Here is a 17,828-nt window from a genome sequence, read left to right as displayed (position 1 = left end):
TGTTTTCTAAAATCCCAAAAACTGCCAGTACCCGAGAATCACCCAGAACCAGAGCACGGCGAACGACAACAGCAATATAACAAAACCGTGCTTAAAAAAGTCACTCAATTTCACGAGCTGCTCTCCGGTTATCGGGTCCTTGGCCATGGCATAGGCGATGGCATTGTTGGGCGTTCCGATGATTAACATATGGGCAAAGGATGATGCAAAAGCGGTCGCCAGACCGATCATCCAGGGATTGGAACCCGATATGGTGGCCATGGGTATGGCGATCGGGCCGATCGCCGAGACGGTGGCGCCGTCACTCATGAAATTGGTGGTAATACCGGTGAACAGGCTGACCGCTATGGCCAGTCCTGAGCCGCTGGTCAGGAAATCGGGCAGGATGTTGATAAAACTGTCGGCCATATACAAGGCTCCGCCGGTTACCGCCAGACCCTTGCCGATGGCGCTGGCGCTGGCATAAAGAAAAACCACATCCCACGGAATATTGGCGATATCCCGCCAGCGCAGTATCCTGAAGACGTTCAGAAAAACGATGCACAGGATGACCGGCCCGCCCATGCCGAATTTATCGCTGCCAAGAATCCACAAGAGAATCAAGCCGATCAGCGCGAACGCCGTTATATATTCATCCCTGTTCATCGGGCCGATTTTCTCCGAAGCATTTCGAACTATTGATGAGACATTCAATTCCTTAACCTTCAGCTTACGACGAAACATAAAGTAGAAATAGGTTGCAATTACCAGACCCATTACAGGCACGAAAGGCAAACCGTATTTCACCCACTCGATGAATGTCGGCGCGTTGCCGTAGTCACTCAGGATGCCGAGCATGACGGCGTTACGTCCGCCGGCCGCAGGTGAGCCGGGGCCGCCGCAGTTGGCTGCAAAACAGATCGAAAGAACGAACATAACCGCCAGCGCCCGGTCCCTCTTGACACCCGCCGCGCGAATTGACGTGATGTAGACCATCATGAAAAGCGGCATGATAAAGGCAATCAGGGCATGCTCGGAGACGAATGAACAGGCCACTCCAAGCATCGGCAGAAACAAGAAAAGAAGCCGCCCGATATTTTTCGATGGGCCCAACAGCAACAGCCCGATCCGGCGATCCAGGCCGGTTTTGCTTATTACCGCCGATACCGCCAGGACACCGAAGATAAAGATTACGGCATCTTTGGCAAACGCCTGGGCAATATCATCCGGCTTTAGAATGCCGAAGAAATACATCATGACACCGGTCAACAAAGCAGTGACACCGACCGGGATAGCGCCGGTGGCCCAGAACAGGGCCGCTACCAGCAGGACACCCAGCATTATCCGTGCCCTGACAGATGTTTCTTCAGGCGTCAGAGCCTCCATTGTTTTCTTGCCCTGGTCATTGGTCACGTTCCTGCCGACTTTGTAATGTGTGCTGTAATATTCGGCGATCGTTTCGCCGTCTTTCATCTGACGGTAGTTGGCAAAACCAAAGTTGGAGTCAGTGACCTGACCGGTCTTAGGTGCCGATAGCAGGGTCATCAGCCTCTGGGGCGAAGGCATAAATATCAAAATAGTGAATAAAAGAATCCCCAGTAAAATAACCCCCGGGCGGGTATTATGTGTCCCAATCAGCCATTTCCAGAGAGAGCCCTTTTCGACCTGCGGGACCTCGTGCCTCGCCATAACATGCACTTTATCTTCGCGTGCGGCATCGATCGTCTTGACAATTTCTTCGAAATCAGTCGGCTTTTCCATATATGAGTAAGCTTCAAGCCTCCCGATTTCCATTGCCGATTGCAGTGACCCAAAGGCCGTCAGCATGATAACCTGAAGTTCCGGTCGGAATGATTTGATCTCGTTAAGAACCTGCTCCCCGTTCATACCGGGCATTTTTCTATCAAGAAGAACGACGTCAATATCCGAATCGGCACGAACCAGTTTTATGGCATCTTCACCGTTATCGACATCGACCGTTTCATATCCTCTCAAGGAAAGACGTTTGGCCAGAGACTCGCGAAACTTGTTCTCATCGTCAACCAAGAGTATTTTTGGCATTTGTCCTCTCCCGCTTAATGCGATCAGTTCAACTCGTCACAGTGCTTCATCTCGTCGGCGATTTCCTGCACGACATCACAAAGCCTGAGCAGCCCCACTATCTTGCCTTTTCTGGTCACCATAATCGAAAGCGTCTGCAGGGCGACAATCCTGTATATGGCCTCGCCCAGAGTGGCCTCTTCGTCGATACTCTCGGTAACCGGGACCATTACGTCTTTGACGATGATATGGCGCGCCCGGCGGCATATGTCGGCCATGCTGTCCTGGAAAAACTGGAAATGATTCATCATGGTGTTGATAAAGTCGGCACTGACGCCGGCTATCGCAAGTTTGCCCATGTCGCCCAGGACATTTCGCTGCGGTTCCAGCGCCCTGAGAAAAGCCAGTTGGCCGATTTTGCCGACCACCTGATTGGTTTCATCCACCACCAAAATGGCCCGGTACGGCTGACGTCTCCGGTCGCGCATCTTCTGCACGCGCTCGAATTTATCCACGGCCTCCAGCAAAGTCGAATCCTGGGGAACCGTCGGATACGACTCCAGCGGCACCATCAACTCTTTCACACGTTTTGTTTTCATCTCTTTCCCCTTGTGGGCTATATTATTTTGTTTTTTTTCCAGCCTGTATCTATCTCAAATTCACTTGCCGTTTTTACGGTGAAGCGGAAGACTTATAATAAAGGTGCTTCCTTTCCCCAGAACACTCTCGACCTCTATTTTCCCGCCCAGACTTTTTATTATACCATAACTTACCGACAATCCCAGCCCGGTTCCCTTGCCGACCTCCTTGGTGGTGTAGAAAGGCAGGAATATCTTTTCCATTTGTTCGGGACTCATTCCGGTCCCTGTATCGGAAATGGTAATGCAGACAAATTTGTTTTGAACAAAGGTGGCCACCGTTATACTGCCCGGGCCGTGCCCGATAGCATCGACACCATTATTAACAATATTCAATATAACCTGCTGCAGTTGATTCCCATCGGTAAACAGTTCCGGGACATCGGCCCCGTAATTTCGGATAATTTCTATATTTGATACGGCCATTTCATGCCCCAGAATGCCATCCAGGACGCCGTCGATCAGCTTATGAATAGTCAGCTGTTTCAGATCCATCTCGGTTCGACGAACAAATCCGAGAAGCTTTCGGGTAATATCGCGGCAGCGGAACACCGACTCATGGATATTGTCGAGGTGCGGAATCAAGTCCTCACATTTCAGATTCTGACCGAATTCCGGATTGATAAAGTCTCTCATCAAACCGGCTTCTTCGCTGATTATGGCCAGCGGATTGTTGATTTCATGGGCGATACCGGCGGCCAGCTCGCCCACGGAGGCTAATTTTGCGGCATGTTCAAGCTGGGCGCGCGTCCGGTCGGTTTCCATCTGGAATTTGACCAGTTGTTTGGCGCGATTAATGATAATCAGAAATATGGCCAGAATCAGCAGAGTCGAAAGACCCATTATCCGAAGATTTGATTTGATAAACGAGAAGCTCCCGCCCGCGACCTCGTTCTGCACGATAAGCGCCCAGTCGGCCGATTCCAGCCATGAATAAGCGTATATAATATTTGCTCCCTCGATTTTAACATCCTCGACACCGAGCCTGGGGTCAACCGGAGGAACGATTGATGATTTCTCGAGCGGCGTCCCGATATGATAGGTAACCACCTGATACTGTCCGCTTTTGTTGACAATCGAAGTATAGACTTCCTGCGATCCTTCCAGAGATCTGATATAATCATAGACTTTTTCCGGGCTGAGAGTGGCGCGCATTACCAGTGCCTGCCCGTTAATGATTCTTCTAACCGCGATCGTAAAATGCGGCTGCTGCCTGAAGCCAAGATAAATATCGGTGATTATATAATTGTCATCCCTTGATTTCAGCGATCGATACCATTCTTCGGAGCTGTAATTGCGGCGCTCCAATGATGGAAAGGGCCCGGCATACGATGTCTGCACGCCCGTTGAATCAAAAAAACCGATATCGACAAAGGCTTCGCTGTTTTTCCTGAGATGCTTCAAATAATCCTGCATGATGCTGGATGCCGGTGGAATCTGAAGCTTGGGATCATCAATCAAGTTGGATAAATTGACGAGCCGCTCGGTCAGAAAGAGATTAAGAGTCTTGGCCTGATTCTCCGCAATCCCCTTAAGATGCAGGCGCCGGCTGTCCTGGATAATGGCGTTATTCTGATAAATGAAATAAATGGCCAACAGAACCAGCGGCAACAAATAAGTCAGCAACAGACGAATGACATTTCGGCGTCGAAGATCCCGATAATGATCCTTATTATAAGAACCAAAATGGAACGTGGATATGGCTTTTTCAGGCGACGAAGGAGGCATAACCTTCTATCACTTTAAAATGTTTGCCTTATTTGCTAACCTTCAAATGCCGTAAGCAACTAATATTTCAATAAACTCTACCAGCTCTCTTGTGAAAAATATCACAGAGTCAGCTAAAGTCAAGAGGAATCGACAAAAAAGCAAAAATTGCTTAACGTTTTGTCCGGATTAGGTTAAATAGGGAACAAAATGGAGTTTATTAATAACATTGACCTTTTGATAATCTCGATACTTCCGGGATTATTGTAACCCCATGGTATTATTGTTTGTACAAAAACGGGACAGTTTGTGTATTGTATTTTTGCCGACCTGAAAGGTTGCTCCGGCCCTGAGCGATACCGGATCGGGCAATAAAATCAATAAAAAAGGGCCCGCAAAATTGCGGACCCTTTTGAGAGGAAGATCGCTCACCGATAGGCGGGCGCTGGGTGAATGGTTCCTTCCTCCCGGCCGCTCGATCCCGCGGGCGCTGAGATCGACTCGGCCGTTTGATGCCACATGAGTGCGGAATTTGTTATTGTCGATTTGCTCGGCGGCCAGCCGCAATTGTCGACCCATGTTTCGCAGTCGCACGGCGGCGTCCCCGATTTATAAATGTAGCTTATCATTCTTGTAATATCGAGCAGATTGACACTGCAATTGCAGTCGGCATCGCCGGAGCAGATCGAGTATGGAACCGGCGCCGAACCGGTTTTATATAGATAACTTATCAAACTGGTGACATCGAGCAGGTTCAAGCCGGCATCATTGTTGGCATTGCCCGGCCAGCAGTCACATAGGTCGCCGCAGTAAATATTCGGGAACCGGTCGATTGTCCCCGCATTACCGTCGACATTGTACTGATCGGGGTAACCGGAATTGGTTTCATAATCCGACCAGCAATTGCCCGTCGATATCCCGTCGTCCCAGTAACCGCCGGCGATATCATCGCGGGCGTTTAAACCGTTGCTGAGAATATTGTGATGAACCATCAGGTCGAAGTTGGAAGCCTTGCTTATGAATTCGGCCACGCGGATGCCGTTGTAATGGCCCTCGATCGTATTATAGGTAATTTCCGCCGAGATATCGCCGCTGCCTTCCGTGTACATATATATTCCGTTGTAAACATTATTCAGGATTTGATTGCTGTCGATGACGGCACTCAGCGATGATCCAACCGCCATATTTTTCTCGACGAGGACAATTCCGCCGACCGAATATGAACCGGAGGTTATATTATCATGGATATTGTTGTTCTTTATCGTGGCATTAATATCGACATCACCAGCCAGCCCGACATAATCGGAGCCGATGTATATACCATACTGGCAGTGATACATCTCATTATTCTCAATCAGGACCGTCTTTTCAATCGGCGTCGTTACCCCCTGGGTAAACAGGTTTTCCACCAGGATCGCCGCCACTGTCGAGGCATCCGATGCCGCCCAGGTATCATAGTTGGCAAAGACATTGTTGCTGATAATGCCGGTCGAGGCCGAACCCATTTCAATGGCATAGCCGAAATCATCATCAACCTTGTCGAAGGTGTTGCCGTCGATAGTTGCGTCGACATAATCATGCGTTACGATTCCAATCCGTCCGGTTTTCAGGAATGTATTATTGAGAATATCGACATGGGCGCGGCTTTCGGGCGTATAATCGGGTGCCCGGAAGTAACTGGTTATTTCACGGTAACCGTTGAAATTATCAGGGACATTCATGTTCTGAATCAGGTTTCCGGATATTTCTCCGGTTGCATTCCAGTATAGAATCCCGGCTGTTTCACTGGCCTTTATCAAATCGAAATCCATGGTCATGTTTTGAAACGTCACGTCGGCATTGACCACCCTGATGGCCGCCTGGCGATTATATCCGCCCACATTCCAGGCGACGGTCGAGGTCGGCTGAAATACGGTATTGAGCTGCCCCGAGCCGATAATTGAAATCGAAATTGATTTCCCTCCGGGCGAATCACCTTCGATATTAATCGGCACAGTATAAAAACCATCGAGGACAGACACTGTCCTGACAGTCGCTCCCGCAATACCATCAGTTATCGTGGCGAAGGCATCATAGCCCCAAAGGTAGCCGGTGCCGTTGGCGATATTGTAGGCATCAACCGCTTCCTGGCTGATGAAGTCATCATCGACGATGACCATCTGCGGCGGCTCGGCATAATAAAGTGCCACCGTATTCTCGCTGCCGATTTCCGGGAGATGCTCATCGGTATCGTAAACCCAGCCGCCGCTGGCATCCTGGGTTGCGGCTGTCCAGTAACAGGCATGGCTGATTTCAGTCTGATATGCGGCCTGATCCACCAGCGCCAGCGCCATTACCGAATAGGCGGTAGTCTGCCAGCCGGCATCATTGTCATAACCGCCCCATTGATAACTGAAGAAGCCATATCGGTTTTGGCTTTCAAGAAGCCGATTGACCAAAAATCCGATTTCCGAAACATGGCTCCCGGAGTACTGAAATGAGGTGATCAATCCGAACAGGCCGATATTGTACCACCAGTAATTGACATTAGCGCGGCTCGGGTCATAGCCCTTATCATCTTCGACATCGAAGTAGCCCGGATTGTCGTTAAATGAATCCTGCCAGACCACTTCGGCCATGTCAACCGCTGCCTGGCCGTAATCGTAGGCATCGTCGGGATACATCCCCTCCAGCATCCCGGCCGCCTGCACCCATAAGCCGATATCCCAGGCAATGATACCATTTGCATAGCCCTGGCTATAACGAATATTTTTAATTGAATCGGCGAGGTGCGCGGCGTTTCCATAAGCGGCGATTCGAGCGTCGAATTTTGCTTTGGCGGCATCCGCATAACCCATTCCGGGTATGAGCGAATCACAGCGAAGCAAGTAAATCAGATCCCCCGATGATCTTATACCGGGGTTGCCGGCCATATAATCGGCGGCATCGGTGATGGCGGTATAAAGGCCTGTCTCTGCTGTCCCAAGTTTCTGGTAGGCCCGAATCAGGCCCATTCCAGAAACACCATAAATATTTGTGGGGCTGGAGCTTGCTGAATGTGAGAAGGGAGCAGGCGGCGATGTCAATCGCCAATCCCAGCCTCCGTCATCCGGATCATCCGGATTCTCATCGACTCCATCTGTTCCGTTGCCGGCATTGTCTTCAGTGATATCGGCCTGCATCACGCGGAGATAGTTCGCTCCGGCACCGATGGCTTCAATAAAATCCACCGGTGTGCCGATTTCCCGAGTATTTTCATTAATGTTGAAGTCAGTAGTGTTGAAGTATTCGCCGGAATTAATGTCGTCTCCAAAAGGGACCGCCGGAGCGGCTGCCCGGGCTGACATGTTAATTCCGCATAGCAGAAGTAATAAGAGCAAAAACCTTAACAAATTAGTCGCCATCGCTCCCCCGAAGTAATAATTATGAAGTTAAAACAAAGTTATCTAAAGATTATATCTCCATGTAAATAGATCTGGTATAATAGACAAGTAACTTTGATACTCTGGCAGATTTAACCCCCAAAGCCCCCGCTTCTTCCGGAATGGACCGTAAAAGACTTAAAGAGACCATCCAAATATCTTTTGTCAGGCAATATCAAAGATGTCAAACTCAAGCTCCCGGAAAAATAACTGACAAAATTAGCTGGGTGATTTACCTCATCGTTGTACTCAGACCTGATATGGCAGGAGTGTGCTCGGATTCCCGCCGGATTTTCAAAGAATTACACTATTATGTTAGACAAAAATGGCACTATTGTCAAGCGCTTTTAAGCGTTCGTTCTAAAAATAGTGGCCCAAATCAAAATATTTACTATTCTATGAGCCAGTATAGTAACCGGGATTTTTTTGATGCCATTTAGCTGGAAGACAGGAGGGAGAAACGATATTTTAATAAAATTCGAAAGTTTTTTGAAACTGCAACGCCGGCTTGGTGTTATTGTCATTGAAACAAAAATCGTGTCCGATTCATTTGTTTTCATTATTTTGGATGTGAACAGGAGATTGAAGCAGACATATATGAAATCCGACTTAATACTGGAAAAACTTAAGGTCCACGCGCGATACATCGAATATCCCGGCGATAAAATCAGTTTCAGCGATACAAAATGGGCCGTTCTGTTTCTTAATATGGGCGGACCGGAGAAACTCGATGATGTCGAGCCCTATCTGTATAATATATTTTCCGACCGCAACATTATTAAATTGCCGCTGTCTTTTATGCTGCAAAAACCGCTGGCCCGTTTGATTTCATCACGGCGTGCCCCAAAAACCAAAGAGAACTACCGCGCTATTGGCGGCGGATCGCCGCTTCTGAAATGGAGCCGCCTGGTGGCCGAGGGGGTCGAAAAAAATCTCAGGGCCAAATATGTAAATGTCGGCGCCTGCGCCGGCATGCGCTATACGCCTCCTTTTATCAAGGATCGTCTCGATACCATGGCCCAGTCAGGGTATAAACATATCGTGGTTGTGACCCTTTATCCTCAATACAGCCGGGCCACAACCGGAACCGCCCTCAAAGAGATTCTGGACTGGCTCGATGACCGGGGCCATAAAACTGATGTAACGATCTCCGTCATATCGGAATGGTTCGACCGTCCGCAGTATATTAAACTGCTTCGCGATCGAATCGACGAGGCGATGCATAAGGCATCCGACCCGCAAACAACCAGACTGCTTTTTTCGGCACACTCCCTGCCGGTCAGGATGATCGAGAAAGGCGACCCATATCTGGAGCATGTCAAAACCACAGCGGCCCTGGCCGGCGATGGTTATGAATATATGTTATCCTTTCAATCGCGTTCCGGCCCGGTTCGCTGGCAGGGGCCCGAGACGATGGAAGTTATCAGGGATCTCGGGCGGCTGGGGCTGCGAAGTCTGGTCATTGTCCCGGTCAGCTTTGTCTCCGACCATATCGAAACGCTGCATGAAATTGACATGGAACTCAGGGAACTGGCGGCTGCTTCGGGAATAAAAGAATTCATCCGGGTGGAATCATTCAACGATGATCCCCGTTTTGTAAGTCTCCTGACCGATATGGTCGAAGAGAAAATAGCCGGAGGACGGAAATGACGGTTAAAAAACGAATTGCCGTTATCGGCGGCGGTATCTCCGGTTTGTCGGCCCTGCATTTCATAAAATATCGATACGCCGATTCATGCGATGTCAAATTGTATGAAAAAGAATCCAGGCTCGGCGGCACTATCGGGACCGATCGGACCGACGGTTTTGTATCCGATTGGGGTCCGAACGGTTTTCTGGATAAGGTCCCGCTGACCCTGCGACTGGTTTCGGAACTGGGTCTCGATGAGCTTCTCGACCCGGCGAAACCCTCGGCCGAAAAAAGATTTATATATCGCAATAAAAAGCTGCATGAGATACATGCTTCGCCGCCCAAATTCATGCGTTCGCAGATTCTCACGCTGGCCGGGCGACTGAGGCTGGTGATGGAACCGCTTGTACCTCAGAAAAAAGACGACAGCGATGAATCGATTTTCGATTTCGGCAAGCGCCGTATCGGCCGCGATGCCGCCGAGCATATGATTGTTCCGATGGTGTCAGGGATTTACGGCGGTGATGCCCGCAAGCTCTCGCTCAAGGCCTGCTTTCCGATTATGGTGGAGATGGAGCGCGAATATGGTTCCCTTTTCAAAGCGCTACTCGCCCGAAAAAAGGCGGGCAGCAAGGGCGGCCCGGCCGGCCCGGCGGGACGGCTCACTTCCTTCAAGAATGGTCTTTATACGCTGATCGAGACAATGCATGAAAAATACCGTAATCATATCGTGACCGGCCGCGGCGTCAAGAAGATATCTTACGCTGATAATATATACACGCTCGAATTCGAAAGCGGCGGTCCTGAAAATTTCGATGCCGTCATCTGTGCCGCTCCCGCCTATGCCGCCACCGGTATGGTTTCCGTGATGAATGAAGAGCTCTCCAGGGTTCTCGCTTCGATTCCCTACTCTTCGATTGCCGTGGTCTGCTCCGGCTACAAAAAGGAAGATGTCGCGCATGATCTGGCCGGATTCGGATTTTTGATTCCGCGGGATCAAAATGTCCGGATTCTCGGTTCGATCTGGACCTCATCGATATTTTCCGGAAGCGCCCCCGATGGGATGGTGCAGTTTCGCACCATGATCGGCGGCGCCACCGATCCCCAGGCCGCGGCCCTGTCCGACGGTGAGCTGGCCGATATCGCGCATCGTGAGCTGAACGACATTCTCGGGCTGTCCGCCCAACCGGGCTATCTCAAAATTTTCAAATGGTCGCAAGGAATACCGCAATTCACCATCGGCCACCCTGAACGAATGGAACATCTGAATAAAATTCTGGACAAATATCCCGGTTTGCAGTTCGCCGGCAATTCCTACAAGGGGGTCAGCCTGAATGATTGTATCGTCCGCTCCGATGAAGTCGTCGGGGCGATAGCCGGACAATTTAATCTTCAAGTTGAGAAGAAATCATAATAAGTATATCGATAAAAAAAGCCCGCCGGTCGGCGGGCTTTTTTGTGGGTGTTACTTCAGCAGAAGCATCTTACGCGTCAGATCTTTGTTGTCATACTCGATGCGGTAGAAATATATACCGCTTGCAACCGTTGTTCCCGAATGATCGGAGCCGTCCCAGACCGCCGTATGATAGCCGGCAGGCAATTCTTCATTATTCAGAACGGTAACCGACTGACCAAGAATATTGAATACTTCCAGCTTCACGTGCCCCGGCTTGGGCAGGGTGAAGTGTATATTCGTGATCGGGTTGAATGGGTTGGGGACATTCTGCTCCAGCGTAAACCGCTCCGGCAGAACCGTTCCGTCTATACCGCTGATATATTTCTCGGTGCCGATAACCAACTGCGCCGTCGATACCCCGTCGGGCACCGTTATCGCCGTCTGACCGTCGATAAGGGCCGTCATCCGCGAGCCGATCCTGAGCATGGCGCTCATTCCTTCCGGGATATTCTCGATTCCCGAAAATGTGATAATCCCGCCCGCGGCCCGTTCCAGGGTGATATTCCAGACTGCGCCGTCATCGAATGGCGGACGAAAATCGGTGCGTCTTGGAAGAACATCCGCATTATTCAGCTTAAAAGCCAGTCTTGGGCCATCTGGGGCGGGCGGCGGTTCCAGGTAGTCATGGATATCCTGACCGACCGAAGCATCCGGCCGGACACCGATGGCATTCAGTTCATCCGCCAGGCCGCTCACCTCAAGCATCATGTTCACGGTCCAGTTGTTCATTGCCACCGGCGCTTCGCGCCCGGGAACAACTTTGCCAACGGCACCCTCGCTGCACCGAATGAGCGCTTCCACGCCCGTTTTCTTTATATTGACGAAGACACCTTCCCAGGCCCGTATCCCGCTCACGGTATCATAAGCGCGCCCGGTGTATGAATATATTACATCATCAAGGACATCAACAGCATGTCCCTTGATCGTGCCGTTATCGTCAAACAAGACATCGCCCCAGGCGATATTGAAGGCAAACGGGTTGGCCAGCAGGTTCCACCCCTGATCCAGCGGCACCCGATAATATTGCTGGCCGCCGTATTCAAAATTGGGACGGACACAGGTTCCGGCCGAACCGTAGGTTTTGCCGCCGCGCGCGATCAGCCAGTACCCCGCACCGGGATAGACCTGTTCGGCGGCGGTATGTTCCTCGTAAACCGGATCAGCAGCAGCGTCATAACCAGCCAGCCGCCACTGTTTGGTGTCGTATGTGCCCAGGTCGTCATCGAAGACGGTGGCGACAGAGTGGTTGGATACCGCGATCGGGACGCCGATTATGCGATAGCTGGCCTCGGGCATCGCGACCGGTCGCTGCGCCTGGGCGTTAGTCATATTGGTAACAAAGACATAGGGCGCGGTAAGTCGCCCGACCCAGGCGGTATCGGTTCCGACCACGATCCTGACATAGTATTCCATACCGCGTATTCCCAGTTCGGTACCCAGTATTGTAAATGACATAACATTCGCAGTCTTGGCCATGTCCCGGGTGGTAAACGAGTTTTGCCCGAACGGCCGTGAGTACAGTGTACCGCTCGTATCGGCGCCATCACCGGCGACGATGGTTATCGAGATCGACTGTTCGGTCCCGAAATTCACCGTCCTTGGCGATGTCAGCGTATGGCTGATTTCCAGCACCGCCGTCGGTTTAAGGGCGTATGATATCCCGATCGCCCCGCCGACCACAGCATACCCGGTGCTGGTTGACGGCGTGCATCCGGTCAATGGCACCGACCCGTACAGAATGTACCCGGTGCTGGTTGACCGTCCTCCGCCTCCGACCGGCTCGCCGTTGGTGAGAACATAACTCTGTCCGAACGCCGGTGCGACGGATAATAATAGCAACACCAGCATCAGGACAGTCATTTCCAATCTTTTATTCATGAGCAACCTCTTTTCTTTTGGATATATGATTCATATTGCATTATCCGCCTATTTGCTCATGCCGCCGCTATCGCTGCCGTCTGCCGGTGCGGTCGATGCCGGTCCTGATTTGACATCCACCGTACCATAACTGGTAGGGAAGAACATGGCCACAATGCGTGCTTTGGATACTCTGGGAGCCCCGGTAAATGCATCCGCCACAAAATAATATTTCTGAACACCGGCCGAGACTGAAAAAACACCATGCAAACTAACAGGCATAGGCATATCCGAGTCTGTTGGGGCATTGGCAGGTGTCGAAATGTTGGCCATATTGTCATAGACAATAGTCGCTGATGTAGTTGAAATACAGAATCGTCCAAGGTCTTTTGTGTTAAGGACGTGGTTCGGCTGATAGTATGCAGATGCAACCACAACGACATAACCGGCGGAGGGCGTCGTTATTACGGCTGAATCAAGATTGACGTCTGTTGGTGTAAGAGTAATAAAACTGCTAGCGTCATGCCCTGCGGCATGCCGGCTTCATTTGAAATATCTGCATTTGTCAAGCTGCTGTTTTCAATATTGGCTCCGGTTATGGTGCTGGCCGCAATATCGGTCCCGATAATAGTGCCGTTCAGTATTTTGGCGGATGTGATCGAGTTGTCGGCAACGATGCTCGAGTATGCATACGGCGCCGAAGTCAGCAGCTGCCGCGGCGTCATTTCGGCATCGGCGCCGACCTTAATGGCCAGGTATCTCTTGGAGCCATCCAGAATGGCCGCACTGACCGGCGACAGTTCCACGGTAAACACGCCGTTGGCATCGGGGGTAACACTCTGCGCTGATGTGAATAACGGCGCTCCGCCCGAAGCGGCGGCATAAATATAAAAAGTAACACTTGTGGCGGTCGTAATCGGGTCGCCGGCGGCGTTGGTCAAACGCCCCTGATACATAATCGAATTCGGCGCCTGTGCGGAGACGTTCAGAGCCGTCGCGCATATCACAAGGGCCGCCAATATCAGACTCATTATTGCTTTCTTCATCTCTTTCATACCTCCTGTTACATTATATAGAGTATATTTTTAGTCCTTATGTTATTTGCCCGCAGGGGCGTCTTTCGCCGGCGGTGGTGGAAAATCAGGCAGTTCGGTGGCGGGAGGGGTTCCCCCGTCATCGCCGCCGCCTCCGGCCAGAACCACGGCTCCGGCAACCACGCCGACTCCCAGCGCGATGGCCCACCACTGGGTGTACCACGCCTTCTTTTTGCCTTCTTCTTTCTTGGGCGGCTCCGCCACGACTGCAGCCTCATGGGCCGCCTTCTCATCGGCCGCCTTCACGTCGGCTTTTTCCTGGTCGACCTGGGCCTGTGCTTCCTTCATCATGGCCATGAATTCGGGCGACTTGATATTCAGTTCGCCGCGCCATTCACGGTATGAGTTGAAAGCTGCGACAAACTGCTCCATTACCTTGTCGCGTTTTTCACTGTCGTTGCGGACCTTGGCATAATAAACCTCAGCCAGCAAAACATGCGCATTGGCCTTTTCCTCGATGCTCATCGTATCCAGCGCCAAGAGCGCATTCAGTTCTTCCTCGGCGCATTTATAATTGAGCGCCAGGAAACTTTTTCGGGCACTGTCGAGTGTCGGGTTGCCCGGCTCGTAACTGCATTCCGAATCCTGTCCGAAGACCGCTCCGGACAGTACAAACGTCTGCAAGTACACCAGCAACATTAACACTGAGGTGGTCCGAAAAACATGATGTTTTTTGATCATGACACCTCCTGATGAATTTATGTCTGTTTTATCTTTATTCCGACCAGAATATCAGCAGGGGAACCGATTCAACCTTGCCTCCCCCCGCCGATCCAAGGACCAATTTACCTCTGGCCCCCTTAATGGCGGCATGTGTCCCGCCGCCATACGGAAATACAACCACTGAATCTATTCTGGGTTTCTTTTGCTTATCCTGAGATATTCCGAAAATTCCGGCCTCGACCTGCCACTCGCCTCTCGGTTTCATCATGCTCCAGACCGGGAATTCCAGAAGCGTATGTCTCCGTCCGTTGAAAGAAAGCTCTATTATATGCTGATCCGACGGCGGATTCAGCGATATTTGCATACTGACCGAATCCGAGAGCGAAATTTCTTTGCCCAGGTCAAACGACAGCTTCATATTGCTGTCGGTTATCCTTACCTGGTTCCTGTATATGGGATAATCCGGATGTATTACCGCTATATTATACGACCCGGGCTTGACCTTGTAGGTGCTGTCAACCGCGCCCTCGCTGCCGTTTATTAAAACCGATGCCGCCCCGTCAGGCTCGATGGCAAAGGTAAGCGCATACTCCGAAGGCGGCGGGGGTTCTTTTTTGGGCTCTTCCTTCGGTTTTTCCTCGGGCGCCGCGACGACCGGTTTCTTGTCCGCCTCTTTGGGTTTCTGTTCGACCACGGCTTTGGCGGTGTCCGAAGGTTTGGTTACAGGCGGTTTGATTTCTTCTTTGGGCTTAACCACCACTGTCTTTTCCGGTTCCGGTTTAGTCTCCTTCACCGGTTCCTCTTTTTTGACTTCAGCAGTGATGACAGTGTCCTTGGCTGCAGTTGTTTCAGGAGGAGCCTCATCGGCCGCATTCTTCAGGGCATCATCAATTTCCGACTTCACTTTGGCCGACTCGCTGACCTGCTCCTGTTTGGCGGTCATCTGATGATACAGGCCCGTGATCCGGTCGCGGCCGTAATAGCCGGCCAGGGCGAGAAGTATAACTACCGCAGCCACATAATAAGGAGCCGCGGATTTTTTCTTTCGCCCGCCATAAACCTGTTTTAAGGTCTTCAGATCCTCCGACATCTCTCGGGCGGTCTGGTAGCGCTGTTTGGGATCGGGATGGGTCGCTTTCATCAGGATGCGCCGGAGCTCCGGTGAGATATTTTCACTGGCCATGCCGCCCCATTCCTGGATATTGGGGTTGGCTGGATTACGATATGGCAAATCATTGGTGGCGAAGTTAAACAGGGTCACACCCATTTCGTAAACATCGCTCAGGAAAGGATTGTAATCGTGTTCGCCGGACTGCCGTTCGGGCGCCGCAAAGAGCGGCGTCAGCGCCACATAAGCGGTCTTGGTGGCGTCGCCGCCCATTTCCTTGGCAATTCCGAAATCTATCAGGTAAACATGACCGCTCTTATCAAACATGATATTGCCCGGCTTGAGATCGCGATGAGCGATTCGCTTTTCATGGGCGAAAGCAATGGCATCGGTCATGGCCCGGGCCACTTTTAGAAAGGTTTCTTCATCGAGGGCGCCCGACTTTTTCAACCGGACTGAGCCGTCCTCACCATCGATAAAGGCAACCACCACCGCGCCTTCTTCCGGAAGAAAATCAATGACCCGGGAAATATTCGGATGATCCAGCATGCACAGGATCTTGGCCTCTTTGGCAAACTTGTCCCGCGACTGGACCCTCTTGAAAAACTTCAATACCAGCTTTTGCTCCGGCAGGTGCATATTGTAACCTTCATACACCTCGCCAAAACCGCCGCCGCCGATATAGGCCTTAATCTTATATTTGCCGGCGACATCCCAGCCGATAATTCCCAGCGGATCAGGGCCGCCCTGTGGGTTGGTGGCCGATCCGTCTATATCTTTATCATCCGACATGATTTGCCCCGCATAAACCTTTCTTCGATCAGGAAAACAAAAAATTATATACTTTTGTCGTGTACAGTACAGTCTATTCGGTAATATTATTTTTTCCACAAATCGATTGCCTTCAATGTATAACCATATTTAGTCGTGTCGCAAGCACTTTTTGTAAATTATTTTAACTCTTAATCGCGATGCCGGCGGTTAACCTGATGGAAGATTGGTCGAATTATCATAATATATTATTGGAAGACATTTTTTTGACGGTAAACATATTATTTCTCGAAGAAGCACAATAATATCGATATCGCCGCAACTATTTATTGACTTGGCCTTTAGTATATGTTTATATTTTAGCAAGCAGCGCTATTGCCGCTGACATTACCAAGGAGTTACTATGCCCGGAAAACCGGCCGCAAGAGTCGGCGACCAGACCGCACATGGCGGAGTTATTATGCCGCCCGGTGTCCCGATGGTGTTAATCGGCGGTCAGCCGGCCGCCCAGATGAATGCTATGCATGTCTGCCCGATGCAGACACCGGCCGTTCCACCCATCCCCCATGTCGGCGGCCAGATTATTGCCACCGGTGTTTCGGTCCTGGTCGGCGGCCAGCCGATTGCGGTTGTCGGCGATACCGCTATCTGTTCCGGCGGCCCCCCGGCCACCATTATTGCCGGATGTCCCACCGTTCTGGTCGGTTCCGGCGGTGGCGGCGGTGGCGGCGGCGGAACCGGCGGTGAAAAAGCCGCCAAAGCCGAATCCAAGGGAAGTGAAGCCGAAGAGGGCCACAAGCTGGATGTCAAATTCGCCGACAAGGGCGGCAATCCGATTACCGGCGTTCAATATACCGTCAAGTCGCCGGACGGTGAGGAATCCAAGGCCCCGCTGGCCGGCCGCATCAAGAAAAGCGGCATTAAAGAAGGTAATTACGAAATCGAGCTGAAAGCAATCGTCAAGGCGGAGTGGTCGAAAAAGACGGCCGAGGTTGAAGATACCGTCAAAATGAAGGCCCAGGTGGCCGGTATTAAGTCCGGAACCAAAGCTACTCTGGAAATATTTGTCAAAGATTCCGGCCCTTTTGCTGACCGCCTTTTGAGAACTGTTGAATCCAAGGTTGACGGCGACAAAATTGAAGAAGAATGGGCGCTCAAGATCGATAAAAAATTTATAGATTTGCAGGCCGCAAAGGAAGGAAAAGGCGGCTATTCCGGCCCCTCTTTCTACTTTCGGGTGACGGCCGACGGCATTTCGACCCGTTCCGGAATCCTCGAAATCAAAGATTATATCGAACTGGAACTTAAGGATGAGGACGGCAATCCCATTAAAGGAGCGGGCTATAAGGTCTTTTTGCCCAATGGCGCTATCAAGGAAGGCACCCTTGATAATAAAGGTTATGCCAAAGTGGAAAAAGTGCCCCCGGGACAGGTAAAAGTCTCATTTGATATTAAAAAAAGCAGCGGATAATCCTTCAGTATCG

At 51.0% G+C, this 17,828-nt stretch carries 13 protein-coding genes; 4 read left to right on the top strand and 9 right to left on the bottom strand.

Annotation, left to right across the window (positions count from 1 at the left end):
• Window positions 1-6: 6 nt before the first annotated feature.
• The 4 genes from CVT49_00270 to CVT49_00255 all read right to left on the bottom strand — a co-directional run bounded on the left by CVT49_00270 (window position 7) and on the right by CVT49_00255 (window position 7,690).
• Complete coding sequence (locus CVT49_00270; GenBank protein ID PKK85011.1) at window positions 7-2,040, bottom strand: histidine kinase; 2,034 nt, start codon at window positions 2,038-2,040, stop codon at window positions 7-9.
• Between the two features lie 23 nt (window positions 2,041-2,063).
• Window positions 2,064-2,618: a hypothetical protein gene (locus tag CVT49_00265; GenBank protein PKK85010.1), complete on the bottom strand. Its 555-nt coding sequence runs from the start codon at window positions 2,616-2,618 to the stop codon at window positions 2,064-2,066.
• Between the two features lie 60 nt (window positions 2,619-2,678).
• On the bottom strand, window positions 2,679-4,385 hold the full coding sequence (locus CVT49_00260; GenBank protein ID PKK85009.1) for a histidine kinase: 1,707 nt from the start codon (window positions 4,383-4,385) through the stop codon (window positions 2,679-2,681).
• A 407-nt stretch (window positions 4,386-4,792) separates the two neighbouring features.
• Window positions 4,793-7,690 carry a hypothetical protein gene (locus CVT49_00255; protein PKK85008.1) on the bottom strand — a complete coding sequence of 966 codons (2,898 nt, stop codon included), beginning with the start codon at window positions 7,688-7,690 and terminating at the stop codon, window positions 4,793-4,795.
• Between the two features lie 197 nt (window positions 7,691-7,887).
• Between CVT49_00255 and CVT49_00250 the strand changes: the two genes are divergently transcribed.
• From CVT49_00250 to hemG, 3 genes are read left to right on the top strand one after another with little or no spacing between them, the layout of a single operon-like run.
• Window positions 7,888-8,205 carry a hypothetical protein gene (locus tag CVT49_00250; GenBank protein PKK85007.1) on the top strand — a complete coding sequence of 106 codons (318 nt, stop codon included), beginning with the start codon at window positions 7,888-7,890 and terminating at the stop codon, window positions 8,203-8,205.
• Window positions 8,195-9,415, top strand: coding sequence for a ferrochelatase (gene hemH, locus CVT49_00245; protein PKK85006.1), 1,221 nt, complete (start codon window positions 8,195-8,197; stop codon window positions 9,413-9,415). The genes CVT49_00250 and hemH overlap by 11 nt, the downstream gene beginning before the upstream one ends.
• Window positions 9,412-10,809, top strand: coding sequence for a protoporphyrinogen oxidase (gene hemG, locus CVT49_00240; protein PKK85005.1), 1,398 nt, complete (start codon window positions 9,412-9,414; stop codon window positions 10,807-10,809). Before hemH ends, hemG begins: the two co-directional genes overlap by 4 nt.
• A 51-nt stretch (window positions 10,810-10,860) precedes the next feature.
• Here hemG and CVT49_00235 read toward each other — a convergent pair whose 3' ends face one another.
• The 5 genes from CVT49_00235 to CVT49_00215 all read right to left on the bottom strand — a co-directional run bounded on the left by CVT49_00235 (window position 10,861) and on the right by CVT49_00215 (window position 16,365).
• On the bottom strand, window positions 10,861-12,729 hold the full coding sequence (locus CVT49_00235; protein ID PKK85004.1) for a hypothetical protein: 1,869 nt from the start codon (window positions 12,727-12,729) through the stop codon (window positions 10,861-10,863).
• A gap of 48 nt (window positions 12,730-12,777) precedes the next feature.
• Window positions 12,778-12,978: a hypothetical protein gene (locus CVT49_00230; protein PKK85003.1), complete on the bottom strand. Its 201-nt coding sequence runs from the start codon at window positions 12,976-12,978 to the stop codon at window positions 12,778-12,780.
• A gap of 194 nt (window positions 12,979-13,172) precedes the next feature.
• Entirely contained in the window at window positions 13,173-13,763 is a 591-nt protein-coding gene (locus tag CVT49_00225; GenBank protein PKK85002.1) for a hypothetical protein, read from the bottom strand.
• A 42-nt stretch (window positions 13,764-13,805) separates the two neighbouring features.
• Entirely contained in the window at window positions 13,806-14,483 is a 678-nt protein-coding gene (locus tag CVT49_00220) for a hypothetical protein (protein ID PKK85001.1), read from the bottom strand.
• Between the two features lie 34 nt (window positions 14,484-14,517).
• Window positions 14,518-16,365 (bottom strand): hypothetical protein, encoded by a 1,848-nt coding sequence (locus CVT49_00215; protein PKK85000.1) that lies wholly within the window; start codon window positions 16,363-16,365, stop codon window positions 14,518-14,520.
• A 382-nt stretch (window positions 16,366-16,747) separates the two neighbouring features.
• Between CVT49_00215 and CVT49_00210 the strand changes: the two genes are divergently transcribed.
• Window positions 16,748-17,815 (top strand): hypothetical protein, encoded by a 1,068-nt coding sequence (locus CVT49_00210; GenBank protein ID PKK84999.1) that lies wholly within the window; start codon window positions 16,748-16,750, stop codon window positions 17,813-17,815.
• Window positions 17,816-17,828: the final 13 nt, after the last annotated feature.

Source organism: candidate division Zixibacteria bacterium HGW-Zixibacteria-1 (genome assembly GCA_002838945.1).
Taxonomy (GTDB): Bacteria; Zixibacteria; MSB-5A5; order GN15; family PGXB01; genus PGXB01.
This window is presented reverse-complemented; position numbering and strand designations above follow the sequence as displayed.